The 25,036-nt window shown below is 57.7% G+C and carries 17 protein-coding genes and 1 tRNA gene; 11 read left to right on the top strand and 7 right to left on the bottom strand.

The window, feature by feature from the left end:
- Nucleotides 1-9: 9 nt before the first annotated feature.
- Complete coding sequence (locus BBDE_RS05395; RefSeq protein WP_012902135.1) at nt 10-1,131, bottom strand: 5-methyltetrahydropteroyltriglutamate--homocysteine S-methyltransferase; 1,122 nt, start codon at nt 1,129-1,131, stop codon at nt 10-12.
- A 217-nt stretch (nt 1,132-1,348) separates the two neighbouring features.
- On the opposite strand from BBDE_RS05395, the gene BBDE_RS05400 reads away from it, so the two are divergent.
- Together BBDE_RS05400 and BBDE_RS05405 are read left to right on the top strand one after the other, a co-directional pair.
- Nucleotides 1,349-2,062, top strand: coding sequence for a GDSL-type esterase/lipase family protein (locus tag BBDE_RS05400; protein ID WP_003840211.1), 714 nt, complete (start codon nt 1,349-1,351; stop codon nt 2,060-2,062).
- An 85-nt stretch (nt 2,063-2,147) separates the two neighbouring features.
- A complete protein-coding gene (locus tag BBDE_RS05405) occupies nt 2,148-3,173 on the top strand; it encodes a cation diffusion facilitator family transporter (protein WP_003843567.1) in 1,026 nt (341 codons plus the stop codon).
- A gap of 32 nt (nt 3,174-3,205) precedes the next feature.
- Here the strand turns inward: BBDE_RS05405 and abc-f are convergent, their stop codons facing one another.
- Nucleotides 3,206-4,807 carry a ribosomal protection-like ABC-F family protein gene (gene abc-f, locus BBDE_RS05410; protein ID WP_003840207.1) on the bottom strand — a complete coding sequence of 534 codons (1,602 nt, stop codon included), beginning with the start codon at nt 4,805-4,807 and terminating at the stop codon, nt 3,206-3,208.
- Between the two features lie 167 nt (nt 4,808-4,974).
- On the bottom strand, nt 4,975-5,613 hold the full coding sequence (locus BBDE_RS05415) for an AAA family ATPase (RefSeq protein ID WP_012902136.1): 639 nt from the start codon (nt 5,611-5,613) through the stop codon (nt 4,975-4,977).
- Nucleotides 5,614-5,868: 255 nt separating this feature from the next.
- Between BBDE_RS05415 and BBDE_RS05420 the strand changes: the two genes are divergently transcribed.
- Both BBDE_RS05420 and BBDE_RS05430 read left to right on the top strand, forming a co-directional pair.
- A complete protein-coding gene (locus tag BBDE_RS05420) occupies nt 5,869-6,474 on the top strand; it encodes an isochorismatase family protein (protein WP_003840203.1) in 606 nt (201 codons plus the stop codon).
- A gap of 539 nt (nt 6,475-7,013) precedes the next feature.
- Nucleotides 7,014-7,547: an ATP-binding cassette domain-containing protein gene (locus tag BBDE_RS05430; RefSeq protein ID WP_228369761.1), complete on the top strand. Its 534-nt coding sequence runs from the start codon at nt 7,014-7,016 to the stop codon at nt 7,545-7,547.
- Nucleotides 7,548-7,651: 104 nt separating this feature from the next.
- On the opposite strand, the gene BBDE_RS05435 is transcribed toward BBDE_RS05430, so the two are convergent.
- The 3 genes from BBDE_RS05435 to BBDE_RS05445 form a co-directional block, all read right to left on the bottom strand.
- On the bottom strand, nt 7,652-9,241 hold the full coding sequence (locus BBDE_RS05435) for a malolactic enzyme (protein WP_230454353.1): 1,590 nt from the start codon (nt 9,239-9,241) through the stop codon (nt 7,652-7,654).
- Nucleotides 9,242-9,483: 242 nt separating this feature from the next.
- The gene (locus BBDE_RS05440) at nt 9,484-10,263 is read right to left on the bottom strand and encodes a DNA alkylation repair protein (RefSeq protein ID WP_003840197.1); all 780 of its coding nucleotides are present in this window, start codon (nt 10,261-10,263) and stop codon (nt 9,484-9,486) included.
- 75 nt (nt 10,264-10,338) lie between these two features.
- On the bottom strand, nt 10,339-11,001 hold the full coding sequence (locus BBDE_RS05445; RefSeq protein ID WP_003840195.1) for a YczE/YyaS/YitT family protein: 663 nt from the start codon (nt 10,999-11,001) through the stop codon (nt 10,339-10,341).
- 696 nt (nt 11,002-11,697) lie between these two features.
- On the opposite strand from BBDE_RS05445, the gene BBDE_RS05455 reads away from it, so the two are divergent.
- Both BBDE_RS05455 and BBDE_RS05460 read left to right on the top strand, forming a co-directional pair.
- Complete coding sequence (locus tag BBDE_RS05455) at nt 11,698-12,705, top strand: VanZ family protein (RefSeq protein ID WP_003840190.1); 1,008 nt, start codon at nt 11,698-11,700, stop codon at nt 12,703-12,705.
- A gap of 126 nt (nt 12,706-12,831) precedes the next feature.
- Nucleotides 12,832-12,907 (top strand) — tRNA-Gly (locus BBDE_RS05460).
- Nucleotides 12,908-12,960: 53 nt separating this feature from the next.
- On the opposite strand, the gene BBDE_RS05465 is transcribed toward BBDE_RS05460, so the two are convergent.
- On the bottom strand, nt 12,961-13,329 hold the full coding sequence (locus BBDE_RS05465) for a cupin domain-containing protein (RefSeq protein ID WP_033489781.1): 369 nt from the start codon (nt 13,327-13,329) through the stop codon (nt 12,961-12,963).
- 560 nt (nt 13,330-13,889) lie between these two features.
- Here BBDE_RS05465 and BBDE_RS05475 point away from each other — a divergent pair.
- From BBDE_RS05475 to uvrC, 5 genes are all read left to right on the top strand, one after another.
- Nucleotides 13,890-15,422 (top strand): DUF3375 domain-containing protein, encoded by a 1,533-nt coding sequence (locus BBDE_RS05475; protein WP_003840186.1) that lies wholly within the window; start codon nt 13,890-13,892, stop codon nt 15,420-15,422.
- A gap of 5 nt (nt 15,423-15,427) precedes the next feature.
- On the top strand, nt 15,428-16,135 hold the full coding sequence (locus BBDE_RS05480) for a DUF4194 domain-containing protein (RefSeq protein ID WP_003840184.1): 708 nt from the start codon (nt 15,428-15,430) through the stop codon (nt 16,133-16,135).
- On the top strand, nt 16,132-19,641 hold the full coding sequence (locus BBDE_RS05485) for an ATP-binding protein (protein ID WP_003840182.1): 3,510 nt from the start codon (nt 16,132-16,134) through the stop codon (nt 19,639-19,641). The genes BBDE_RS05480 and BBDE_RS05485 overlap by 4 nt, the downstream gene beginning before the upstream one ends.
- 119 nt (nt 19,642-19,760) lie before the next feature.
- Nucleotides 19,761-22,700, top strand: coding sequence for an excinuclease ABC subunit UvrA (gene uvrA, locus BBDE_RS05490; protein ID WP_003840180.1), 2,940 nt, complete (start codon nt 19,761-19,763; stop codon nt 22,698-22,700).
- Nucleotides 22,697-25,015 carry an excinuclease ABC subunit UvrC gene (uvrC, locus tag BBDE_RS05495; protein WP_003840178.1) on the top strand — a complete coding sequence of 773 codons (2,319 nt, stop codon included), beginning with the start codon at nt 22,697-22,699 and terminating at the stop codon, nt 25,013-25,015. The genes uvrA and uvrC overlap by 4 nt, the downstream gene beginning before the upstream one ends.
- Nucleotides 25,016-25,036: the final 21 nt, after the last annotated feature.

Genomic DNA, 25,036 nt, shown 5'->3' on the forward strand with positions numbered 1-25,036 from the left:
TGAGCGGAATCAGTCGCCCCAAACGTCCTTGGCCACGGACTGCACGAGCGCGATCTTGGCCCACTGCTGGTCTTCGGTAAGCTTGTTGCCTTCCTCAGTGGAGGCGAAACCGCACTGGGTGGACAGGCACAAGCGGTCCAGCGGAACGTACTGGGACGCTTCCCGGATGCGCGCTTTGATGGTTTCCGGATCTTCGAGGTCCGGCTTCTTTGAGGTGATCAGACCGAGCACGACCTTCTTGTCGCCGGAAACCTCGGCGAGCGGCGCGAAATCGCCGGAACGGTCATCGTCGAACTCAAGATAGTAGGCGTCCACATGCTCCTCGCCGAACAGTTTGGCGGAGACTGGGGCATAACCGCCCGAAGAGAGCCAAGTGGAGTGGAAGTTGCCACGGCACACATGGGTGGTGATGACCAAGTCATCCGGCTGGTCGGCGATTACGGCGTTGATGACGTCGAGATTCTCCTGCTGCAGACGCAGGGCATCCTCGTCACTCCAGCCAAGACGCTCACGCACGCTCCTATCGCATAGGCGGGTCCACGTGCAGTCGTCGAACTGTACATTGCGGCAGCCGGCGGCATACAGGTCGGCGATGACCCGACGGTAGGCGGCGACGATATCATCGGTCAGCTCGTCATCGTTCCCGTAGAACTCGTCGTACGGATAGGCAGAGGCGTTGCCGGTGAGCACGAAACGGGTCTGCGCGGGGGAGGGCATGGTCTGACGGGCCACGGTGTTTTCGTCCTCGAACTGCTTGACGAACTTGAAATGCTCGACGAACGGATGGTTTTCGCCGGAGATCTTACCGGTCACGGTGGCGGTGTCGGCCGGGGTCACCTCATCATGGAAGGCGACACGGTGCGCGGCCGCCGCATGATCCACGCCGTTGAAGCCCCACATGAAGTCGAAATGCCACCAGCCACGGCGAAATTCACCGTCGGTGATTACATGCAGGCCGGCGGCTTTCTGCTTGGCCACCAGCTCGGTGATGAGCTTGTCTTCCACGGCCTTGAGTTCGGCTGCACTGATTGTGCCGGCGGCGAAGTCCATACGGGCGACCTTGAGTTCGGACGGGCGCAAGTAGGAACCGACCACATCGGCATGGAACGGTGCGTTATGGGAATACGCCATTGGATGCTCCTTCGAGTGTCACTATCAAATACCTACAGAACAATACCCAACACCCCCGAAGCAGACGGTCGTGCCGTCAAACATATGAGATGACGGTGATTCCCGTTGGCCGTAATAAGGACGGTCATCCTTGATTGATGTGTTGATTTTTGGTCATCGCTGTTCCTGTGTGCGACTACGGTACGATACAGGACATCGAAACGAGAGGGAGCCCATCATGAACGTTCTGGCATTGGCGGAGGCTTGGTGGGCGCAACACAGCATCCATCTTGATCAGGAACCGGGCGGAGATCGTTTCGGCACCATCATCATCGAAGGGGATACGCGGGCGGCACCATTGCGCATGGTGGCCATAGGCGATTCGATGATCGCCGGTTGCGGCGTCGATGATCAGGCGCATGGATTCACTCCGGATCTGGCAGCTGTTTTCTCCCGCGTGCTGAATCGTTCCATCGCATGGGAATCTTATGGCAAACTCGGCGCCACCGTTCGCCGTGTACGCTATCGTTTGTTGCCGGAGGTCGAAGGCAGGGCCGATCTTCTGGTGCTGTGCGCCGGCTCCAACGATTTGATGGCACGACGTAGTCTGGAGGAATGGCGGACCGATCTGGCCGCGGCCATCGATGAGGCGAAGAGGCTCAGTGACAATATCGTCGTGTTCAGTGCAGGACAGCTTTACCGCAGTCCCTCTTTGGGTAAGGCATTGCGTCAGGTCATCAAGCGTATGACCGACGAACAGACCGCCGCCAGCAAAGCCATCTGCGAACAGAAGCAGGTGCTGTTCCTCGACATGACCCATGAAGACGTGCATGCCGATCAGGAGCGTTTCTACGCACATGATAATTTCCATCCAAGCGACTACGGCTACTCCTACATGGCCGAATGCACCGCAACGATGGCAGGGGACTGGCTGAAAGCCCGTCTCGGTTGATATTCGAAGGAAATGCGACGGCATGACCGGTACTCATGATTGAATGGGACTGACAACCAACCGCATCGTAAGGAATGGAAAGGCAATGAGCGAGTCGCACGACCCCGCAAATGACGGTATCGACATGGGCAGGCCGGGGGAGGTGCGGGAAACCGAGCATCAGGGTGCGGCCGTCAAGGCGGCATTGGGTGCGAACATCGGCGTCGCCATTGCGAAACTCTGCGCGGCGTTCTTCACCGGATCGTCCGCCATGCTGTCCGAATCCGTGCATTCCATCGCCGACTGTTCCAATGAAATCGTGCTGATGGCCGGTGGCCGGTTCTCCCGGCGCCAAACCGATGGCGACCATCCGTTTGGCTTGTATCGTGCCAAATATCTGGCATCGTTCGTCGTGGCCACGTTGCTGTTTTTCGTCGGCGGATTCTTCTCGACGTCCGAAGCGGTCAAGAAGCTCATCGCCATCGTTGAGCACCCGGCATTGCGTGATGTGAACCGGATGGAATTGCTCGTCGCGTTCGTCGTGGTGGTAATCAGTGCGGTTCTCGAAGGCTACGGCCTGCACCAGAGTGTCAAGGAGGCCAATGAGCGCATGGACCGCACGGACACCCCGCGTATGGGAATGTTTCGGTTCTGGCGCCACACCAAATCCGCTGAGCTTGCTTCGGTGATTATGGAGGATACGCTCGCCCTGATCGGCCTGGGCTTCGCAGGCGGCGGCATCGGACTTGCGATGCTGCTTGACAATGAGATGTTCGATGCGTTGGGCGGTCTGATGGTCGGCCTTGTGCTGATCGCAGGCTCGCTGCTGCTGGCGTTCAAATCGGGTTCGTTGCTGATCGGCGAGGCGGTGGAACCGGATACCCGTATGAAAATCGTCAACGCGGTCACCACCACGCCGGGTGTGGAGCGGCTATTGAACATGCAGACCGTGCACATGTCGGAAGACGACATCCTACTGTGCGTCAAGGTGCAGACCAGCAAGCTCGATCGCGACTACGACGTCGAAACCGTCGATAAGATCGAGCAGGCCGTACGTAACGCCCTACCGTGGTACAACTTCGAAATCTACGTGGAACCCGACATCTACAGCGCCAGGCACGTGCAGGCGTAACCTGCCGGCTGGCCGGTGGAAGAAAAGCCCCGCTACTCTTCAGCGACCAGTTCCAGATACGAATCGTTCCACAAATCTTCGTCGCCATCGGGCATCAATAGCACGCGTTCCGGGTTAAGCGCCTGTACCGCACCCTCATCGTGCGTGACCAGCACAATCGCGCCCTCATACTTGGCGATGGCCTTGAGGATCTCTTCACGGGATGCCGGATCGAGATTGTTGGTCGGTTCGTCAAGCAGCAGCACGTTCGCGCGCGAAGTCACCAAAGTCGCCAAAGCCAATCGGGTCTTTTCGCCGCCCGACAGCACGCGGGCCGGCTTCAACGCATCATCACCCGAAAACAGGAACGAACCCAGAATGGAACGAGCCTGTGTGTCATTCAGCTCCGGCGCGACATGAATCAGATTCTCCAACACAGTGGCATCAAGATCCAGCGTGTCATGTTCCTGCGCAAAATAGCCGATCTTGCAGCCATGACCGTATTCCACGGAACCGGTGTCCGGATCCTCCAAATGGGCCAGTAGACGCAGGGTGGTGGTCTTGCCGGCGCCGTTGTACCCCAGAATCACTACGCGTGAACCCTTGTCAATCGCCAGATTCACGCCGGCGAATACGATGTTCGAACCGTACGCCTTGGAGATATCCTTCGCCATGATCGGCGTACGGCCGCAGGCCGCCGGCTCCGGGAACCGGATATCGGCCACCTTCTCCTTCTTCTGCGCCTCGGACGTGTTCTCCAGCAGTTTTTCGGCGCGGCGCATCATGTTCTGCGCTGCCACGGCCTTGGTGGCCTTCGCATGCAGGCGGATGCCCTGCTGCATCAGGCGTTCGGCCTTCTTTTCGGCGACTTCGCGTTCGCGGCGGCGACGCTCCTCATCGACCACGCGCTGGTGCAGATACGCCTTCCAGCCAAGGGAATACATGTCGATTTGGCCGAGTTGCGCGTCCAGATGCCACACCTTGTTCACCACTTCGTCAAGCAACTCGGTGGAGTGGGAGATGACCAGGAACCCGCCCTCGTATTTCTTCAGGTAGCCACGCAGCCATTCGATGGAATCGGCGTCCAAATGGTTGGTCGGCTCGTCGAGGATCAACGTATCCGCGTCGGAGAACAGGATACGCGCCAACTCGATGCGGCGGCGCTGACCGCCGGACAACGTGCCCAGCTGTTGGCCCATCACATCCTGTGGCAGGCCAAGGCTCGCCGCCATCGCGGTCGCCTCGGACTGCGCCGCATAGCCGCCGGCCTTCTCAAAATCCTGCATGGCCTTGTCATAACGATTCATGGCCTTGGTCATGACGTCCGGATCCGGATCGGTCATGTCCCTTTCGGCCTTGCGGATGCGCCTGATGATGGTGGCGATGTCGCGCGCGCTCATCATGCGGTCGAGTGCGGTCTGTTCCGGATCCGCGGCATGCGTGTCCTGCGGCAGATAGCCGAGCTTGCCGGAAACGCGCACCTTGCCGGCAGTGGGCAGCATATCACCGGTGATCACGCGGGTCAACGTGGTTTTGCCGGCGCCGTTGCGGCCGACCAGACCGATCTTGTCGCCTTTGGCGACATGGAAGTTAGTGGGATGCAGCAGCGTGCGTGCGCCGATCTGAATCTCAAGCTCCTGCGCTTCAATCGCCATGCCGTAACACCTCTAGTCTTTCATGTTTCTTCAAATGCCAATCGAACATCATAGCGAACACCCGCAACCGTTTCCGGCCGTCTCACGGTTCATTTCCAAACAGATGACGAAACAACGATTCGCGACGATCGATGAAGGTCTTGGTGATTCGATAGCTGTCCGTATCCTCATAATCGCAGGGATGGACGCCGGTTTCGTCGAATGACAGGATTCCCGCATCCCGCATCCGGCAGGCCGAGCAGGATCGGTGAATGGGTGGCAATGATGAATTGCGATCCGCCGTTCGTCATACGGTGCATGTGCTCCAGCAGAGTCAACTGTCGTTGCGGCGAAAGTGCGGATTCGGGTTCATCCATAAGATAGAGGCCCCTTCCCGTGCGGGACAGGAGAATCTCCAAAAAACCTTCGCCGTGCGACATCTCATGCAAACGGGACATGTTGTCGTAGCCGCGACCGTACTCACGGGCCTGCGTCGCCAACGTGAAGAAGCTTTCCGCACGCAGGAAAAAGCTGGATGGGCCGATCGCACGTTGCCGGTATACCGTCATCGCTTCGGCGAGGTCTGACGTGTCGTCGTACGTGCTGAACCGGTAGTTGCGCGTGCCTCCTTCCGCATTGAAGCCGCAGACGACGGCGATGGCCTCCAGCAGAGTCGATTTGCCGCTACCGTTCTCGCCGACCAGAAAGGTGATGTTCTTATGGAATCCAAGTTCGTCAAGCGAACGCAACGAGGGGATTCGACTGGCGTATGAATCGGCCAGCATACTCCAATCGATGCGCAGTCCCGACACAATCAGATCGTCCATGCTCCCTACGAAACCACACTTCCACATCCGACGGAACCAACTTACAGACCGGTGGCGTGACTCGATGCACGCAACGACTCCACCAGCTTCGTATGTCCCTATAGCTCTCCTGCATAACGCATACGCCATTTCAAATTATATGGCGGTCCGCAGGGAAGGATGCTGTATCGCGTTGCCGCAGCGGATGAAACGAATCAGCCACTCGCGTGAGCGATTCGCTACAGTGGAAACGAAACCGTTCAGGAAGGAAGAGTCATGGCAAAGGCTTTGATCGTGGTGGATGTGCAGCCGACGTTCTGCGAAGGAGGCGAACTTGGTGTGCAGGGAGGCAATGCGGTCGCCGAACGTATCGCGGATTATGTGAACGCACATCGGAGCGAGTACGCATATATCGCGACCACGCAGGACTGGCATATCGAGCCGGGGACTCACTGGTCCGAGCATCCTGACTTCGTGGATACCTGGCCGGTGCATGGCAAGGCCGGAACCGCCAATGCCGAACTGCATCCCGCCATCGCCGCATTGAACGTCAAGCATCATTTCAAGAAAGGTCAGTATTCGCCATCATATTCCGGCTTCGAAGGCTTCGAGGACAACACCGACCGCATCCCCACCCGCGAAGAAGTCTCCATCGCCATGGCCGCGGGCAAGACACTTGCCAACGGATTGAAGACTGCAGGCATCACACGGGTCGATGTGGTCGGCCTGGCCGAATCACACTGCGTCAAAGAGACCGCTCTCGACGCAAAAAAGCTGGGGTTCGAAGTGCATGTCATCGAAAACCTGACCGAACCGGTCAGTGAGGAACTCGGTATCGCAGCCCGTCGGCAAATGAGCGAAGCCGACATCATCCTCGACTGATCGGTCCCAATCAGCAGATATCAATCCGACTTCCAAATACTAGGAGGGACGACCAATGAAAATCGAACGAAAAATGCCCACACCCGAGCAATTCGAGGCGATATATCGTTCTGTGGGATGAGATGCACCTGGATTGGAACAGATCAGGGTTGCATTGAATCACTCGTTGCAAGGATTCATGATTTTTGATGATGGCAAGCCCATCGGTATGGCCAGACTCCTCGGTGATTACGCCATGGCATATCTCATCAAAGATGTGGCAGGGCTTCTCGAGTATCAACATAGGGGAGCTGGCACCCTACCTATGCTACGATGGGATACGTCAAATGTTTTAAATCCTCCCATATGCCAAGAGGGTTTTCGGGAAAGAGAAACGGAACATTGCGTATCTAACGAGCGACGGATACCGTCGGCAGAACTGTGCGCGTTGAAGCGCACTGCCGCGTAGCTTACTCGTATGCACATTTCACGGTTCCGTATTCGTTCGCTTTTTCGCAATGAAGACCCGCAGTGCGCCTGTATGAGAAAGAAGCCCATACATGGCCCGGACAACAATGCTCACGCTTACTGATATCTCTTACACCTACCCGTCCACGCCCGAACCACTGTTCGAACACGTGTCCGCATCTTTCCAACAAGGATGGACCGCTGTGCTCGGCGACAACGGCCTCGGCAAAACGACCGTGATTAACGCATTGCTGGACAGCATGCCGGAAGACGTGCCACATCCGATCATCCGGCAGCAAACGGGAGAAGCCGTGTTCTCTCAAACCATGAGACGACTCGCCGCATTACAGGGCAAGGAGCGCTCGCAGGTGCTGGCCGCCTTCGCCCAGCTCAACGCCGATCCGGATAAGTTGCTTTCCAACGAAGCGCCATCTCCGGGCGAACTACGCAAGCTCATGTTGTGTTTGGGCATTCTTGATCGGCCCCAGCTGATTGTCATGGACGAGCCGACGAACCATCTTGACCTGGAATCCAAGGTGGCTCTGGCAAGATGTCTTGCCGACTATCCGGGAGCGTTGCTGGTGGTCAGCCATGACGAGTGGTTCCTCGACCAAGTAGTCAGATAGGCCAGGCGACGACCATGTCATCGAAGGCGGGTTTGCGCTCCGCGTGATCAGGACGCGTAAGCCCGCCTTTCATCAATGCCAGGCCTCAAAACCAAATCATGCCTTTAATAGCGTGGCTCCCACTGAATATCGTGCACCGCAGCCGCCATGTCGGTCTGGTCGGTGCGCGACAGGCCCCGTTCCTGAGCCTTACGGGCAACGGCCTCGGCGATCCTGGTGGAAACCCGCCTGACATCCTTGAATGGAGGCAATACCGGAGCTCCCGGCTGGGTCGCATCGACCATGCCACCCAAGGAATGCGCCGCGGCGGAAATCATCTCATCCGTCAGCAAGCTCGCTTCGGAAGCCAACATGCCCAACCCAAGGCCCGGATAGATCAGCGCATTGTTCGCCTGCCCGATAACATGCTCAACACCCTCATAAGTCACACTGCCGGCCGGAATGCCCGTGGCCACCAACGCCTTGCCCTCCGACCAGACAATCAGATTCTGCGCGGTCGCCTCGGCAAGTTCAGTCGGATTGCTCAGCGGGAAGATGATCGGGCGCTCGCAGGTCTCGCACATCAACCTGACGATACTCTCGGTGAAAGCGCCCGGCTGCGTGGACGTGCCCACCAGAATGGTCGGTCGTATCGTACGGATGATTTCTTCCAGATCGGTCAGTTGGTCTGCATTCTTGAAGTCGGAGCGCTTCCTGGCAAACGGCCTCTGTTGCGGTGTGAGGTCATCCATGTCGTCGAACAGCAGGCCCTGCCGGTCGACCATATAGAAATGGTTCAGTGCTTCCTCACGCGACAGGCCTTCGCCTATCATCTCGTCCATGACTCGTTCGGCGATGCCCGCACCTGCCGTACCGGCGCCATAGCACAGGTACGTCTGGTCGGTCAGCTTACCGCCGGAGATGTTCAACGCACCGAGAATGCCGGCCAGGGTCACGATGCCGGTGCCTTGGATGTCATCGTTGAATGTGGCGATGACATTCTTGTACTTGTTCAGGATGGTTGCGGCGTTTTCTCGGCCGAAATCCTCCCAATGCAGGTACAGCCGCGGGAAGAGCCGTTCGGCGGTCCGTACGAACCGGTCGATGAACGCGTAGTACCGTTCGCCCCTGATGCGTTCGTGCCGTGTTCCCAGATACAGCGGGTCGTCGAGCAGTTGCCGGCGGTTGGTGCCGGCGTCGATGACGATGGGCAGCACCGAAGCGGGGTCAATGCCCGCCGCAGCGGTGTACACCATCAGCTTGCCTACGGAGATATCAACGCCGTTCGTTCCCCAGTCTCCGATGCCGAGGATGCCTTCTGCATCGGTGACCACGATCAATCGAATATGCCGATCGCCCGCCGCATTCCTCAACGTCGCCTCGATATTCTCGGGACGCTCCACATCAAGGTATGCCGCGTACTGCGATTGCACGTACAGATGACTGTAGTTCTTGATGGTCTCGGCGATTTCGGGATCGTAGACGATGGGATTGAACTCGTCGAGGTGATGGGCGAACAGATAATAGAACAAGGTGCGGTTCGTATTGAAGATTTCCATAAGGAACAAACGTTTCTCCAGATTCGTCCCTTTCGACTGAAATTGGAGATACGCTTGCTGCTCCTGCTCCTCAATCGTCTGCACGTAAGGTGGAAGTACGCCTACAAGACCCATTTTTTCGCGCTCTTCAAGCGTAAAGGCGGTGCCCTTGTTCATGAATGGGTCATTTAGTATATTCTGAGCCGTTGCCATTAACAACCTCCTACAATACCTGCCGTCCGCCAGATGGTATCCTTCCGTAATCAGGGGGATTGGCGGAACGGCGAACTGTGAATCGAACTATATCAAGGTTGTCTGTGCCATATCAGGGTTGTTTGGCGCAATAATCTGACAGCCTAACCGTCATGGCCGAGCCGCCGGGGTCGTTCCTACGAACGTGCCGGATGCGACGTATACGTCTATTCCCTGTGGGAGTTCCTCTTCAAGGTTCGAAGATACGACTTCCGTTCAGCGGTGATGCGGCGTGACTCACAAGCTTTTTGAATGCTTTTGTTGTGGGTCCAGTCATCCAGACGCAGTTCGCCCGGAGCGTCCGGGAAGAGCATGACTATGGTCGCATCCCATTGTTTGGCCAAAGCCGTTGCCACATACCATGCACGGACCATGTTGACGTAATAATCGTCGGATCGGATACCGGCGACGAGCTCCAACTGTTCCGGATCGAAACGTGGATCGTCAAGAAAGTCCTTCATCAGAAGGTCAACCGCATAACGGATCGTGTACGTGTCGCCGCTGCCCGTCCAAGCATTGATTTTGCGGAGAACGGCATGTGAATCAGCCTTTGAGGAGCGGAACGCCCTGACGTTAAGTGCGTCGCAAACCGCCCAATTGTCCACATGGGGAAGGAACCGGTCAAGCATCCTGAATGCCTCATCGGCGGAATGCACGGTAAGGTTAAGTAGCATCGCGTGAAGCATGTTTTCCTCGAACAGGGTGTGGGGGAGTGCTTCGAGGAAATCCTCAACGACATGGGTGCCGCCATCCATGTCCGATCGCAGCAGTTCCTTGGCATAGCTACGCAACTGGGGAACACGGATGCCGAGCATCGTCTCCGGAGACACGTTTGGGATCAACGCGGCATTGAAGGCCTTGTAGGAGGTATCGGCCAATGCGTGCAGATGGCCGGCTATCACTTCATGTCCCACGATTGCCACCTTGTCTCTGCCGATCCGTCGCATGCCTTATATGAGCTGAAGACCAATTATTCTCCGTGGCATTGATTAACCGTGGCGGTACGGGGCGCCGAAGATGGTTCAACGGTTGCGGTCCGTGACCAGGGCGAGCGAACGGATGCGGGCGGGGAACCTAAACCGACGATTGATGCAGTTGATGATGGGTCCTACGCATAATGCGGAAACGATGGTTCCCACGCCTACGCCGCAAAGACCTCCGAAGAACACGAAGGAAAGGACGGTGGCGATGGCGATCAGCGTTACGTCGAAGATGATTTTCGTGGTGCCTAGCTTCATTTTGGTAACGATGGACAGTGCATGGACAACACCTTCGCCGGGCACCATGAGCACATTGGGGGAAACTTCGACCACGATGCCGAACGCCAGGATAATGCAGCCGATCGCCACACATAGCAGTCGCTCCCACAGGGCGGTCGGATTAAGGAAACCCAGCAGGTTCATACTGACGTCAATCATGAGGCTGAACACCAGGTTGACCGCCACCTGCAACAGTTGAACAGGGCGGAAATTATGCCTTAGCAAGGCGACCTGCATGATGATGAACAGCAGATTGAAGATGAACGTGGCCGTGCCGAAACTCAACGGATACTTCAGGCTGAACACGTATGGCACACTGGAGATCTGCGAGGTTCCCATATTGCCTTTGGTGATGAAGGCGATGGCGAAGGAGTTGATTACCACTCCCAAAACGAAATACAGGTAACGACGCGGCAGATGGTTCATATGATCCTTTCTCTCGGTCCTTCGGATGCATGTGGTGGCGAGACCTTGCCCTGCGTGCGTGCCGGGCCGATGTGCGGCCGAAACCGAACGTAAGCAACCGTCTCGACACCGATGCCCATGACGTGTTTCCGCTGATTTCATCCAGCCGATTGGGTTCACGCCACGTTGAGGAGTCGTGAAATATTCCGATGGTTTTGGGTGCCTTTGCCCTGCGGATAGATAAACACCCCTTCACTCACTATCTGGCAGTCATGCGAGCGCAGGATGCCATTCAAACCCGTTTCGCCTTCGAGTATCAGGGAGCCTATCATGGCCGGGGAAATCAGTGGCTTTCCGATTTGGATAAGCGCGATTACCTGTCCAGGAATGACTGGCAACTGCTGGAGCCATATTCCAGACCCTCTCAGATGCCATTCCAGGGGGTATGCATGCTTTAATGCACACATGGGAAGAGGGTTCGAATGTTGGGCGTCTTCGTCAATTGAACGTGCATTTTTGGGTGAATCGAAAACCTGAGTTCGATGGAGGCGAAAGGCATGGTCGAACTCATACCTGGGAACGAGAGGGGACGTGGTCGATTAGCTGAAAACTGAATCCGACGAACGATGTCGAAAAGATGATTGGTTCGCCTATCGTAAATACCGGAAATGCGAATCGCATGAGAAACGTGAAAAAAGAAGGTAGAGGTAATCCAAGATGGCGTTCATCGAAAGCTTCACCCGGCCGTTCATGCTGGCGGTCATGTTGTGGCCGTTCCTGTCGTTCGTGTTGACGTTGCCGGTGCTCGCACTGCTGTATCATCGGGACAACCGCATCCGGTTCACGTCGGCGTTGACCGCATATCTGATTGTGCTGTACCTGCTGGCGCTTGCATGCTTCACCACGTATCCGATGCCGGAAGATCCCATGGCCTATTGTGCCGTGCATCACTTGCAACCACAGCTGAACCCGTTCGAATTCATTCATGACATCCGGTCGGCCGGCATCATCGGTATCCTGCAGATCATGTTGAATGTCGTATTCTTCATACCTCTTGGCTTCTTCATGAAACGCACCTTCCGATGGAGGCTTGTTCTGGCGGCGCCGGTCGCGTTTTGCTGCTCGCTGCTCATCGAAACCACGCAGTTGACGGGCGATTGGGGCCTGTATCCTTGCGCTTACCGTCTGTTTGATGTCGATGATCTGATCACCAATACCGTCGGTGCGCTCATCGGCTTCGCCTTGGCCGGACCGTTCAACAGAATCGTGCCGGACGAGCGCATCGAACCGAATGCCATCACTACCCGTCCGGGTTTTCTGCGTCGTTTTGTGGCCTTGATGATTGATGTTGTGCTGATTGAGGTTACGGCATTGTCCGTGAGCCTGCTGACCTATATGCTGCTGCGCACTTTCGAATTTGGCTCCGTAGAAGCGATGAGCGTCAGCGATACTTTGTATGCCACTGTCGTCATGTACGTGGTCTTCGAGGTGATCATTCCGTGGTTCCGTGAGGGACGTACGCTTGGCGGGGGGTTCACCCGTATGACGGTCGAGACGACCATGCGGTGCGGTTGGCGGCGCGTCGCCTTCTATGCAGTGCGTGCGGCGGTGTTGTACTGTGCGGTGTTCGGGGCGACGGTGCTTGGTCCCTGGCAGCTGTTGGTGGTCGTGGCTTTGGCGATTTTCTGGATCGCCAAACGATGCATGCCATATGACCTTATCTAAATAGGGGCATTCCGAATAAAGGCATCGGAGACTTAAGCCTCGCAATACTGCGACACGCCGGAGTTTGCGCCCCCGTTGGAGCTCGGGTATATTACTAACTCGTTGCTCACCACGGTGGGAACGCATGCGGACATAGCTTAGTTGGTAAAGCGCAACCTTGCCAAGGTTGAGACCGCGGGTTCGAGTCCCGTTGTCCGCTCCAAATAAAAAGCTCCCCTTGCAGGGAGCTTTTCTTGTATTCCGGGATATCTCCCGTCAGGCACCGATATTGTTGCGTGCCGGCGTGATCATGGTCAGCATCATGATGGACGGTTCCTCCGCATATACCGCATGCGGAATTCGGGTAGGGAAGTAGGCCAGGCCGCCGGGAACCAGATCCACGGTCCTGCCATTACCGGTCACTGTGAGACGGCCCTTCAGCGTCTGCACGAAAACAGGCATGGCGGCGGTATGCTCGCTGAGTTCCTCTCCGGCGTCAAAGGAGAACAGCACCACGTTGCCGCCTTCCCGTTGCATCACAGTGCGGGAAACGGTGGACCCCTCCTGCACGCTGATCATGTTTTCGAGACTTTCGATGAATCCCAGTTCGACCGGCTCATGTCCGGATGCCTGTTCAACGCTCATATTCGCTCCTTTGAGATCGGATACGCCCATAGTAGCGGCAGACATGCGTGTTTGAACATGAATTCATACGTTTGGAGGAAAGGCCTTTGCCATGGGCCGACCACGATGTGAATACCCTCTTGAAAAAGACGATGCGGCATCGGACACTGATGAAGGTTATGCATTCGACAACGATGCTGAATTGCAAGCCATGGAGGTTGTGGAAATGAATGAGAACATTGATTTCGTGCCGGATGATTCCGCAAGCCATGTGTGGACGGAACGTGACAGCGAACTCGTCGAGCAGTATGCCGCACAACTCATGAGTATGAACATCGGGTGAATGGCCCCAACCTTGCATGAGACGTCCCACACCTTCATCCCATGATGCGGGACGCATCCCATGCCGATCGTTCTTCACGATTCTTTCTGCGGCCACCGCACTATGCCTTCCCCTTGCCTCTTACCCGGGGACGGCCCCACATGACATGCGCAGGCCCGTATCCGACCGCCTTCCGACACTCCGCGGCCCGAGCAAACTCTCGCCTACAATGGAGACTCGGACTATCCGGCACTGAAATATGGAAGGCGAATCGCCATTGGCTGACGTGAGACGAGAAATGGAGCGGCTACGGCCCGTGTACGAGACCGGCGTGCTACGACTCCTGCTACGCGGCAATTCGATGTTGTACGTCGCATTGCTGCGTTCCTCGTTCGATCCGCTCACCGGCGAACTGCCACGCGATGTATTGGAGGAGCGTATCTCACGCAGCCTGTCGCGGCTGGCCGAAACCGGCGATTATACGGTGAAAGACGACCAGACGGTAAGACAGGCCGCGCATGCGATCCTACTCGAACTGTCCCGTGAAGGCGATGATGACTACGCCTGGCTCGCCAATTCACTGGATGTCGCCTCGCACCGTTACCTGTACCGTCTGACGGCTCGCGCACATCGTGCGATTGAAGCGTTGCATCGACTGGAAGACACCACGCAGGCGTTATCCGGCGCGCAAGCCAACAGCATCATCATGGAAATCGAACACGCACGCATGCAACTGACCGCCGACCCACGTGAACGCATCAAACTGCTCAGGAAGGACATCGAGGAACGTCAAAAAGAGATCGACGAGCTTGAACGCAACGAAACCATCGAAAGACTGACTTCCGAGCAGGTCGGCGACATCATCAACGTCATCCACAACACGCTTCGGGGCGTGCCGATCGATCTGCGTGAACTGGCGCTCGCCGAACGTGACAACGGCGACGCGCTGCGCCGGCGCATGCAGTCGGGTGCCATGAGTGTGGAAGACATCCTTACCGCCTATCATGACGAATACCGTAAATCGTTCCGTGAATCCGACAGCGGCAGACGCTTCGAGGACGCCTTCCAGGTGATCGTCACCGACGAAGGACGTCAGGAAATCGACGATGCCGTACGTGACATCGCCAAAAACCCGTATCTGGACGGTGAGCCGGGCGCGCTGCTCGGTCAGGTTCGTGCCGAACTCGAACGCATTTATTCGGGCATCGAGGATGTGCGCAGGCAGACCCGCGCCTCCGATGAGGCAATCAGCCGACTCGTCCGCCAGCAGACCGACACCCGCTACCGTACCATGCTGGCCACATTGAACCAGCTGTTTGCCAAAACCAACGCCGAAGCCAAGGCGAGTCCGAACGCCACGGACCGGCCATATCACACTGATACGGGTCTGTCACAGATTGCGGTATTGCCTACCAAGCCGGCCAAGACCATGGTACGGAACGCCACCGCGGCACTGAATGACAGCGCTCCAACCGTCGGCCTGCCCGACCTCAAGGCCATGATCGAAGTGTGCGGACCACGTCTGCGCCACATGGTCGATCTGATTCATCGCAACCCCGTCATGTCACATGACGGCACGCGCGTGGACTTTGCGGCAAGCTTTAACCGACTGCCGGCCAGCGAACGCCGAGAAAGCGAAATCATCGGCTTCCTCAGCGCGTTACGCACCGAAAACGACATGGCATGCGCCACCTGGAACTGCGTATCGCTCGACGGCACCCCCAGAACATGGCGAACCAGACCGATACTCGCTACCGCACAGACGCTTGATGACATCATCAGGGAAGGCTGAACGCAATGACAGACGAACACAGCGAAACCGTCGGCATCGAACGGTCTCTTCCAACCGTCGAACAACCCGCCCTCTTCGACGGCGACACCGGCGACATGACCGCCGATGCCCGCATGGCCGCCATCGCGCTGAAACGAGAACGCTACATTTCCGGAGAACTGTTCGACCTGGTCAAAGACAACGTCGAAGCCGTCGAACGATCCCTGAACAACGACATGCTTCGCCTCGTATCCAACGAGAAATACCACGTCATGTACGCGGCACCCGTCAGCGGCATCGAATCGAACATCCGTTCGTTGAAAACCCGTGCGAGTCTCAGCCGTGAGGATGCGGCCATGCTCGCATTCCTGCGCATCCACGTACTCGAATACGAGAACCAGAAAACCCCGGTGGCCGACTGGCAGGTCAGCCGCGATGAAATCCGTGCCGCGCTCGCCACGGGCGCCGGCTATCTCGCGGGCGGCAATGATGAGGAAGGCACGACGAAGAAGATCGCCGCCGCCATCTCCCGTATGACGACCTACGGGTATCTCGAGCCGACCGATGACGACGAGATGCTTGCGATCACGCCGCTGGTACCGATTGTGCTTGACCGGCAGCTGGCCGACGAGTGGCTGGACATGACCACGCCGTCCATGACGCACGATACCGATGCGGGAATGTTGGATCCCATATCCGAAGAAAACGAAACGACCGACGAAGAGGAGCGATGATGGCGGGAGACGATATGAAAATCATCGCCGATCGATGGATGATGGAAAGCCGACAGATCGTCAACTGGGGTTCCTATGACGGCTACCAGGAATTCAGGCCGTCCATCGACGCCGAATCGCCAGTCACCCTCCTGGCCGGCGCCAGCGAATCAGGCAAATCCACGCTCGTCGACGCGCAGATTTCCCTGCTATACCCCAATGGCACGCCCTATAACAAGGCGTCCAATGCGGGTCGATCCGAGCGCAACGATTACACGTACCTGCGCGGCATGATCGGCATCAGTGACGGTGATAACGGCGAAACGCAGATCTTCCTGCGAGGACGTGACGCCAATGGCACGCCACAGGCCATATGGGGCGCCATCGTCGACACATACGTGAACCGTACCACCGGAAGTACGCTCTCCTGCGGCAAATTCCTCTACCTGCCCGCCGGAGACGGCAAAGACGAGGTGCGCCGTCGCTACATTGCATGGAATCGCAAAATAGATCCGCAAATCATGGACCGGTACCGTGATACGCCATTCACCCCCAGCATGTTCAAGAAAGCGTATCCGGATTGCAGCATATTCCCCAATGCCAGCGCATTCCACGCATACATCTGGCAAGAGATGGGCCTCAGCGCCGAAGCATGCCGACTCCTGCACAAAATACAATCCGCTGACGCCCCGTCGCGACTCGACGACATCTTCAAACAAGGCGTGCTCGACGTGCCCGAGGCGCTCAGACTCGCACAGGACACCGTCGACGACTACGATCGGTTCAACGCCAACTTCCATAGCATGGAAGACAAAGCCAGACGCGTCGCCAAACTCCAAGACATCCAAACCCAATACGACGCATACGCCAAACACCTGACCCAAGTGCGTGAATACGAAGCCGTGAACCCCGAAAGCCAGCAGGGCCTCGAAACCCTGACCCTATGGATGCGTTCGCGCATGGCCAGCGAAGTGCGAGCCGGACTGCCCGCCGCCGAACGCAAGGTGAAGCAGCAGGAATGCGACCTGCACGAGGCACAGGAGCGGATCTCCGATGTGAACAGGCAACGCGAAGCCATCGTCGAACGCATCAAAGGCATTGACGGCGGAACCTTGCAACGGCTGAGCGATGACCTGGAACGCGCCCGACGCGACATGCAGGATGTGCGCTCGCAGCGTCAAAGCATCGTCGAGAAATTCGAGGGCGTCGAAGGTGCATTGCCATCCGACGAGACGTCCTGGAACGCGAAACGTGACGCATTGGCCCGATCCATGGAAACGTTCGACGAACGCATGGGGAATCTGGAATCCAAGCGGGATCGTCTGATCGGCGAGCGCACCGCAGCCAGTCAGGAATGTGCGCAGTTGCGCCGGGACTATGATCGCAAACGCAGGCAGAGGACCCGCATCACCCAGGCGATGGATGAGGCTCGTGCGCTGATCGCGAAGGCGGTGGGCCTGAGCCCGGACGAATTGCCGTATGCGGCGGAGCTGATGGATGTGTGCGAGAGCGACGAACGTTGGCGCACCGCCATGAACGTCACGTATGCGCCGATTGCGCAGACCATTCTTGTCGACAGCCGCCACGAGCGGGGATTCGCGGCGAAGATCAGCGCGATCGATCCGGCGCTGATGATCCGGCGCACCTGGCAGTTCGTGGATGTGGACAAGAGCTATGATTGCACCCGCAATGACGGTTGGATGTCGTCGAAATTGCAGTATTGTGAGGATTCGCCGTTTGCCGGATGGCTGAAGGAACAGACCGCTTCGGCCCGTTTGGACGCATTGTGCGTGGAGACTATCGACGATGCCGCACACGAACGCCGTCAGGTGCAGGCTGATGGTCAGATCAAGTCCGGCGTGCATGGTTTCCATGGCATCAAAGGCATGAATCCGATCATCGGTTTCGTCAATGAAGGCTATCTGACGGAATTGAAGAAACAGCTTGACGAAGCGCATCATAGATTGTCCGATACCGAACGTCGCTGCGGCATGGTGCGCAAGAGCATCGACCTGATGCACGCGGAAAAGAATCTTGCGGATCTGGTCGCGAATATGACGTGGAATAAAATCGATGTGGTCGGTGCGGAAACGCTTGTCGAGAATCTGAAACGGCGAATCGAACAGATTGAAGACAATCCTGAAATGACGCGGCTTGCCGAGCGACGCGAGGAAATCGACAGGCTGCTTGATGAAGCGAATGCCCGCTTCTACCACGCCAAAAGCGAAATGCAATCGACCCAGGCGGCGGTCGATGCCGAACATGCGTGGCTGGAAGCATATGAGGGCATCGAATTTGACGATGATGCGCTATCCGGCGATGTATCGAACATGCTGGCCGACGTATATGAGGGATGTTTCGGTGGTGTGGTCCATGCCGAGGACAGACCGAAGCTGATCGCCGGCGGGAACGATGAGATCGGCGGGCATTCGTTCGAGACACGCGTCGGGCACGCCATGGAACGCGCCATGCGCGAACAGAACGCGGCATTGGGCAAACGTGCAGGGGAGTTGCGTACCGTCGTGGAACAGAGTATGGCCTCCTACTTGGAGAGATACGCTCCCGACGATGATTCCGCGACAGGCGGCGTTGAGGATTACAGGTTCTATCTTGAGGAGCTGCACAGTCTGCAGATGCTCGTCACGCGAGAGGCGACCGACGAAGAATACGCCAACAGCCTCGACAAGCTCACCAAGAATTTCCTGCAACTCAACCGTGCGCTCAACACCGACCAGGAAAACGTCAAGGACCAGCTCGAACGCATCAACGGCATGCTCGCCGGGCAGAAATTCGGCCCGCGCGGCGGCAGGCTGTCCATCGACGTGGAATTCCGCCCCATCGAACGTGCATTCGTCTCATCCTTGAAGGCCACGCTGAACAAGCTCGACGAATGGTTCAGGAACGACAAGGACGATCCTGATGCCACACGCAAGGCATTCACCTCCTGCGCCACGTTCATCGAACGTGTTCGTCGGGAACTGGAACAGGTACGCGACGTGAACGGCATCAGAAGCTACGGCGCACGCAACCTCGACCCGCGTGCACGAAGCACGTTCTACGCCATCGTGCATCATGACGACGGTCCTGACGAGCGCATCAGCTCCACCGGCGGCAAATCCGGCGGCGCCCTGCAGGAACTGACATCGTTCATCTACGGCGCGGCGCTCATCTACCTACTCGGCGGCGACGTGACCGGCAGCCCCACCTATACGACGCTGTTCCTCGACGAGGCCCTCATCAAGGCCGACGGCCGCTACACGCAACGTGCGCTCAACGTGCTGCCTCGTCTCGGCTTCCAAGTCATCGTATCCGCACCGGAAAGCAAGACCGCCGAAATCCTCGGCGTATCCACCAAAGCGTACGTGGCCTACAAGGATCCGTCGGTAGGCCGTTCGTTCCTGCAGGAGCTTACCTCCGAAGACATCGCCCGTCAGGAAGCCGAGCTCCACGATGCAATCGACGACATGCCGGCGGCCCCGAACGATATAGGGCCCACAACGGCCACGATTCTCGAACAGGTGTTCTAAAACACTCCGAAAATGCGGTATCCTTAAGGACTGAAACCCGGAAAAACAGTGAGCGGAGGATCGTTGTGGCTGCGAGGCGGACGAACGCAACAAACGGCGAAGTCGTAGTGGAACGCGTCATGACCAGTGACGCGTTCCTGGCACGAGAAATCAAAAAAGCGCCGATGAAAGCCGAAAACGGTTCGCTGGTAGCTGACTTGAAACACCTGCCCAACGATCTCAAAATCGTCATCCAAGGCGCTCGCGAGCATAATCTCAGGAACGTCGATCTGGAGTTTCCTCGAAACCGTATGGTCGTATTCACCGGTTTGTCCGGATCGGGCAAGTCCTCGCTGGCGTTCGATACGCTGTTCGCCGAGGGCCAGCGTCGCTATGTCGAGTCATTGTCGGCGTATGCACGTCAGTTCCTCGGCCAGATGGACAAGCCCGACGTCGACTTCATTGAGGGACTGAGTCCGGCGGTCTCCATTGATCAGAAGACCACGAACCGTAATCCGCGTTCCACCGTCGGAACCATCACCGAAGTCTATGATTACCTGCGACTGCTGTTCGCCCGTACCGGTATTCCGCATTGTCCGGAATGCGGTTCGCTGGTCAGCGCGCAGACCCCGCAGCAGATGGTCGACGCATTGTTGACGTATCCGGAACGTACGCGATTCCAGATACTTGCGCCGGTGGTACGTGGGCGCAAAGGTGAGTTCGAGGATCTGCTGGAGCTGCTTCGCGGGGACGGCTATGCCCGTGCTCTCATCGACGGTGAGATGAGGCAGCTGTCGGATGATATCAAGCTCGCCAAGCAGAAGAAGCACACTATCGAGGTGGTGGTGGACCGTCTGGTGGTCAAAGACGGTATCCGACAGCGCCTGACCGATTCGGTGGAGACCGCGTTGAAACTCGCCAAGGGCGTGATCGTCGCCGATTTCGTCGATTTGGATGAGAAGGATCCGGACCGACGCAAGCCATTTTCCGAAAAACGGGCATGCCCGAACGGCCATCAACTGGAACTCGACGAGATCGAACCGCGTACCTTCTCCTTCAACGCCCCATATGGCGCATGCCCGGTGTGCACCGGCATCGGATACAAGCTGGAAATCGATCCGGAACTGGTGATTCCCGACCCCGATAAGACGCTCAACGAGGGCGCCATCGAACCATGGGGATTGACCAAGGGCACCGGCGAATATTATCGTCATGTGCTTGAAGGCCTTGGCGATGAGATGGGCTTCAATCTGGACACTCCGTGGAAGAAGCTTCCGGAGGAGGTCCGTCATGCCATCATGTATGGCCGTGATTTCAAGGTGCAGGTCTCATACCGTAACCGTTGGGGCCGCATGCGCGAGTATTCGACCGGTTTCGAGGGCGTGGTCCGCACGCTCATGCGCCGCCATGATGAAACCGACTCCGACCAGATGAAACAGTACTACGAATCGTATATGCGTGAAGTGCCATGCCAGGCATGCCATGGTCGTCGGTTACGTCCGGAAGTGCTGGCCGTCACCGTCGGCGACGAATCCATCGCGGACGTGTGCGACATGGCGGTCGAACACAGTCTTGACTGGATCAACAATCTGCAGCTCGAAGGCTCCGCCGCGCAGATCGCGGGAGAGGTGGTCAAGGAAATCCGTGCACGATTGGGCTTTCTCAACGATGTCGGTCTGAACTACCTGACGTTGTCACGAGCCGCCAAGACATTGTCCGGCGGCGAGGCGCAGCGCATTCGTCTGGCCACGCAGATCGGCTCGGGTCTGGTCGGCGTGATGTACGTGCTCGATGAGCCTTCCATCGGGCTGCATCAACGTGACAACGAGCGTCTGATCACCACGTTGCATCATCTCCGCGACCTCGGCAACACGCTGATCGTCGTCGAGCATGACGAAGACACCATCACGAACGCCGACTGGGTGATCGATATCGGTCCCGGCGCAGGAGAACATGGCGGGGAAGTCGTATATTCCGGCCCCGCCAGAAAACTCACCGACGCGCCGAGGTCCATCACTGGCGACTACCTTGCCGGACGTCGTGAGATCACGGTGCCCGAATCACGTCGCAAGGTGCGCAAGACCAAGCAGCTGCGCGTGGTGGGTGCCCGTGAAAACAATCTCAAGGATCTGACGGTGAACTTTCCGTTGGGAGTGTTCACCTGTGTGACGGGCGTTTCCGGATCGGGAAAATCCACGCTGGTCAACCAGATTCTCTATCCGGTCCTCGCGGACAAGCTCAACGGCGCACGTATCGTGCCTGGCAAATACACCCGTGTGGAAGGCGTCGATCAGTGCGACAAGGTGATCCATGTCGACCAGAATCCGATTGGACGCACCCCGCGCTCCAATCCGGCCACCTATACCGGCGTATGGGACAAGATTCGCACCCTGTTCGCCAAAACGCCCGAAGCGCAGGTGCGCGGATACGGTCCGGGACGATTCTCGTTCAATGTCAAGGGCGGTCGATGCGAAGCCTGCCATGGAGACGGTACGCTGAAAATCGAGATGAACTTCCTGCCGGATGTCTACGTTGACTGCGAGGAATGTCATGGCAAGCGCTACAACCGTGAGACCCTCGAGGTGAAGTACAATGGCAAATCCGTCGCCGACGTACTCGATATGCCCATCGAGGAGGCCGCTCGATTCTTCAAGGCGTATCCTTCCATCTCGCGTTATCTCGATACCTTGGTGCAGGTCGGCCTCGGATATATTCGCCTTGGACAGCCGGCCCCGACGCTGTCCGGCGGCGAATCCCAGCGCGTGAAGCTCGCCACTGAGCTGCAACGCCGTTCCACCGGCAAAACCGTGTACATTCTCGATGAGCCGACCACCGGCCTGCATTTCGAGGATGTGCGCAAACTGTTGCTCGTGCTCCAAGGATTGGTGGACAAAGGCAACACCGTCATTGTGATCGAACACAATCTCGATGTGGTGAAATCAGCGGATTGGATCATCGATCTGGGACCCGAGGGCGGTGACGGCGGCGGCACCATCGTCACCGAGGGAACGCCGGAGCAGGTCATCCAATGCGAGCGGTCCTGGACCGGCAAGTTCCTCAAAGGCATGCTGCGGGCATGATGATCGAACGACATAGTCCGGAGGTTTGGAGGAAAACGGCTGCGAGTCTGCGGGATGACGCTTCATATGCCATGGAAGGTGATGGCAGGGGAGTGAACAGGAACGGAGCTCCCCTGTTGGGAGACACGCGTGACCTGTTCAGGCCGAAACCATCGGATATTCCGGCACGGCCGGGCGTCTATAAATGGCGTGACGGAGAAGGTCGCGTCATCTATGTCGGCAAGGCGAAGAACCTGCGCAACCGTCTGGCCAACTACTTCCAACCGCTCTACCAATTGCATCCGCGCACGCAGACCATGGTGCTCACCGCACGTAGCCTCGAGTGGACCGTGGTCGGCACCGAACTGGAGTCGTTGACGCTGGAATACACGTGGATCAAGGAGTTCGATCCGCGGTTCAACGTGGTGTTCCGTGATGACAAGACGTATCCATATCTGGCGATTTCATCAGGGGAACGGGTTCCCCGCGTATGGATCACCCGCAGCCGCAAGCGTCGTGACACCAGATATTTCGGCCCCTATGCGAAAGTATGGGACCTGCGGCACAGTCTCGACCGATTGTTGAAGACGTTCCCCGTACGCACCTGTTCGCAGAGCGTCTACCACAAGGCCGAAGTCACGAACCGGCCATGTCTGCTGGCCTCCATCGGCAAATGTTCGGCGCCATGCGTCGGACGCATCGGCGTGGATGAACATCGTGCAATGAGCGAACAGCTTGTCGGTGTGCTCACCGGTCGAATCGGCAAATCGTACATCGCGCAGCTTACGCGAGAGATGAAGGCGGCCAGCGCCGAACTCGAATTCGAACAAGCGGCCCGGTTGCGTGATCAGATCCAGATGTTGCAGACGGTCATCGAACAGAACGCCGTGGTGTTCGACTCCGACGTCGACGCTGACATCTTCGGCATCGACTCCGACGAACTCGAAGCTTCCGTGCACGCATTCTTCGTACGCGCCGGCTCGATCCGAGGCGAGCGCAACTGGAGTGTGGAACGGGTGGAGGATATTGGCGACGAGGAGCTAATCGCCGACCTGATCATGCAGGTGTATTCGGAAGCGACGGGAGAGGCCGGCCTGAATATTGAGCATGAGACGGTGACGCAGGGTACCGTCATCTCCGAACGGCGCAATGCCATCGGATCCACGCAGTCCATAACCGCCACCGACGCCATTGCCCGGGCGCAGGCCACCCGTGAGCGTAACGAACGGCAGGAGCAGACCGGCCGGGCCGACCTGCTCGCTCCGATTGCGCCGGTGCCACGAGAGGTCGTCGTACCGATCGAACCGGCACGGCGTGAAGACCTCGAACGATGGTTGAGTGGCCTGCGCGGATCGGCAGTGACCATTCGTGTGGCCAGCCGAGGCGACAAGAAGCAGCTTATGGACCGTGCCAGCGACAACGCCAGACAGGCGATGCAGCGCAGCAAGATGAGCCGCATCAGCGATATGGGCGCGCGTACCACCGCCATGAACGATGTAGCCAAGGCCCTGGGCCTCGAACAGGCGCCGCTGCGCATTGAATGCTATGACATCTCCAACACCGTCGGAGGCGCCTTCCAGGTCGCTTCGATGGTGGTGTTCGAAGATGCCATCGCAAAGAAGTCCGAATACCGCAGGTTCGCCATCCGCGGCGCGGACGGGCAAGGTGCATTGGACGATTTGAACGCGCTGTATGAAACGCTGACCCGCCGGTTCCGACACGGCAATATCGCGGGCGATACCGGCGAAAGCATGGACAACGAACAACGGGAGGCACGAACATCCCGGACCTGCGAAAATACCGACCCGGGCAACGTTCCCGTCCGGCAGAACACGGACCGTCGCCACTTCGCGTATAAGCCGAATCTCGTGGTGGTCGACGGTGGCAGGCCCCAGGTCATGGCGGCCGCCCGCGCCCTGGAGGATTGCGGCGTCGATGATGTGGCCGTCTGCGGTCTGGCCAAGCGTCTTGAAGAGGTGTGGGTGCCTGACGATGACTATCCGATCATCCTCAAACGTCAATCGGAAGGCATGTACCTGCTGCAACGTGTACGTGACGAATCACATCGTTTCGCCATCACCTATCACCGCCGAACCCGGAGGAAGGGAGCATTGCGATCGGTCCTCGATGATATTCCCGGTATCGGCGAATCCTATCAGAAACGATTGCTCAATCATTTCGGCTCGGTTCGTGCCATGCGTGAGGCGAGCGTCGAGGACTTTGAACAGGTCAAAGGCATCGGACGCGCCAAGGCGGAATCGATATACCATGCCCTGCATGCGCAGGACCAGGACCGGGAGCGATCCGAGAACATTCCGAAGGATGGAACGAAATAGGACCATGCAACGCAAAACGGC

Origin of the sequence: Bifidobacterium dentium JCM 1195 = DSM 20436, from assembly GCF_001042595.1 — a bacterium.
In the GTDB taxonomy this organism is placed as follows: Bacteria; Actinomycetota; Actinomycetes; order Actinomycetales; family Bifidobacteriaceae; genus Bifidobacterium; species Bifidobacterium dentium.

What these genes read in the sequence shown, in the direction of transcription:
- abc-f (WP_003840207.1), bottom strand. Translation starts at nt 4,807, where the DNA reads ATGGCGATTGAAGCGCAGGAGCTTGAGATTCAGATCGGCGCACGCACG.
- BBDE_RS05475 (WP_003840186.1), top strand. Translation starts at nt 13,890, where the DNA reads ATGGAAGGCGAATCGCCATTGGCTGACGTGAGACGAGAAATGGAGCGG.
- BBDE_RS05465 (WP_033489781.1), bottom strand. Translation starts at nt 13,329, where the DNA reads ATGAGCGTTGAACAGGCATCCGGACATGAGCCGGTCGAACTGGGATTC.
- BBDE_RS05455 (WP_003840190.1), top strand. Translation starts at nt 11,698, where the DNA reads ATGGCGTTCATCGAAAGCTTCACCCGGCCGTTCATGCTGGCGGTCATG.
- BBDE_RS05440 (WP_003840197.1), bottom strand. Translation starts at nt 10,263, where the DNA reads ATGCGACGGATCGGCAGAGACAAGGTGGCAATCGTGGGACATGAAGTG.
- BBDE_RS05435 (WP_230454353.1), bottom strand. Translation starts at nt 9,241, where the DNA reads ATGAACAAGGGCACCGCCTTTACGCTTGAAGAGCGCGAAAAAATGGGT.
- BBDE_RS05430 (WP_228369761.1), top strand. Translation starts at nt 7,014, where the DNA reads ATGGCCCGGACAACAATGCTCACGCTTACTGATATCTCTTACACCTAC.
- uvrA (WP_003840180.1), top strand. Translation starts at nt 19,761, where the DNA reads ATGACCAGTGACGCGTTCCTGGCACGAGAAATCAAAAAAGCGCCGATG.
- BBDE_RS05420 (WP_003840203.1), top strand. Translation starts at nt 5,869, where the DNA reads ATGGCAAAGGCTTTGATCGTGGTGGATGTGCAGCCGACGTTCTGCGAA.
- BBDE_RS05395 (WP_012902135.1), bottom strand. Translation starts at nt 1,131, where the DNA reads ATGGCGTATTCCCATAACGCACCGTTCCATGCCGATGTGGTCGGTTCC.
- BBDE_RS05405 (WP_003843567.1), top strand. Translation starts at nt 2,148, where the DNA reads ATGAGCGAGTCGCACGACCCCGCAAATGACGGTATCGACATGGGCAGG.
- BBDE_RS05480 (WP_003840184.1), top strand. Translation starts at nt 15,428, where the DNA reads ATGACAGACGAACACAGCGAAACCGTCGGCATCGAACGGTCTCTTCCA.
- BBDE_RS05485 (WP_003840182.1), top strand. Translation starts at nt 16,132, where the DNA reads ATGATGGCGGGAGACGATATGAAAATCATCGCCGATCGATGGATGATG.
- uvrC (WP_003840178.1), top strand. Translation starts at nt 22,697, where the DNA reads ATGATGATCGAACGACATAGTCCGGAGGTTTGGAGGAAAACGGCTGCG.
- BBDE_RS05415 (WP_012902136.1), bottom strand. Translation starts at nt 5,613, where the DNA reads ATGGACGATCTGATTGTGTCGGGACTGCGCATCGATTGGAGTATGCTG.
- BBDE_RS05400 (WP_003840211.1), top strand. Translation starts at nt 1,349, where the DNA reads ATGAACGTTCTGGCATTGGCGGAGGCTTGGTGGGCGCAACACAGCATC.
- BBDE_RS05445 (WP_003840195.1), bottom strand. Translation starts at nt 11,001, where the DNA reads ATGAACCATCTGCCGCGTCGTTACCTGTATTTCGTTTTGGGAGTGGTA.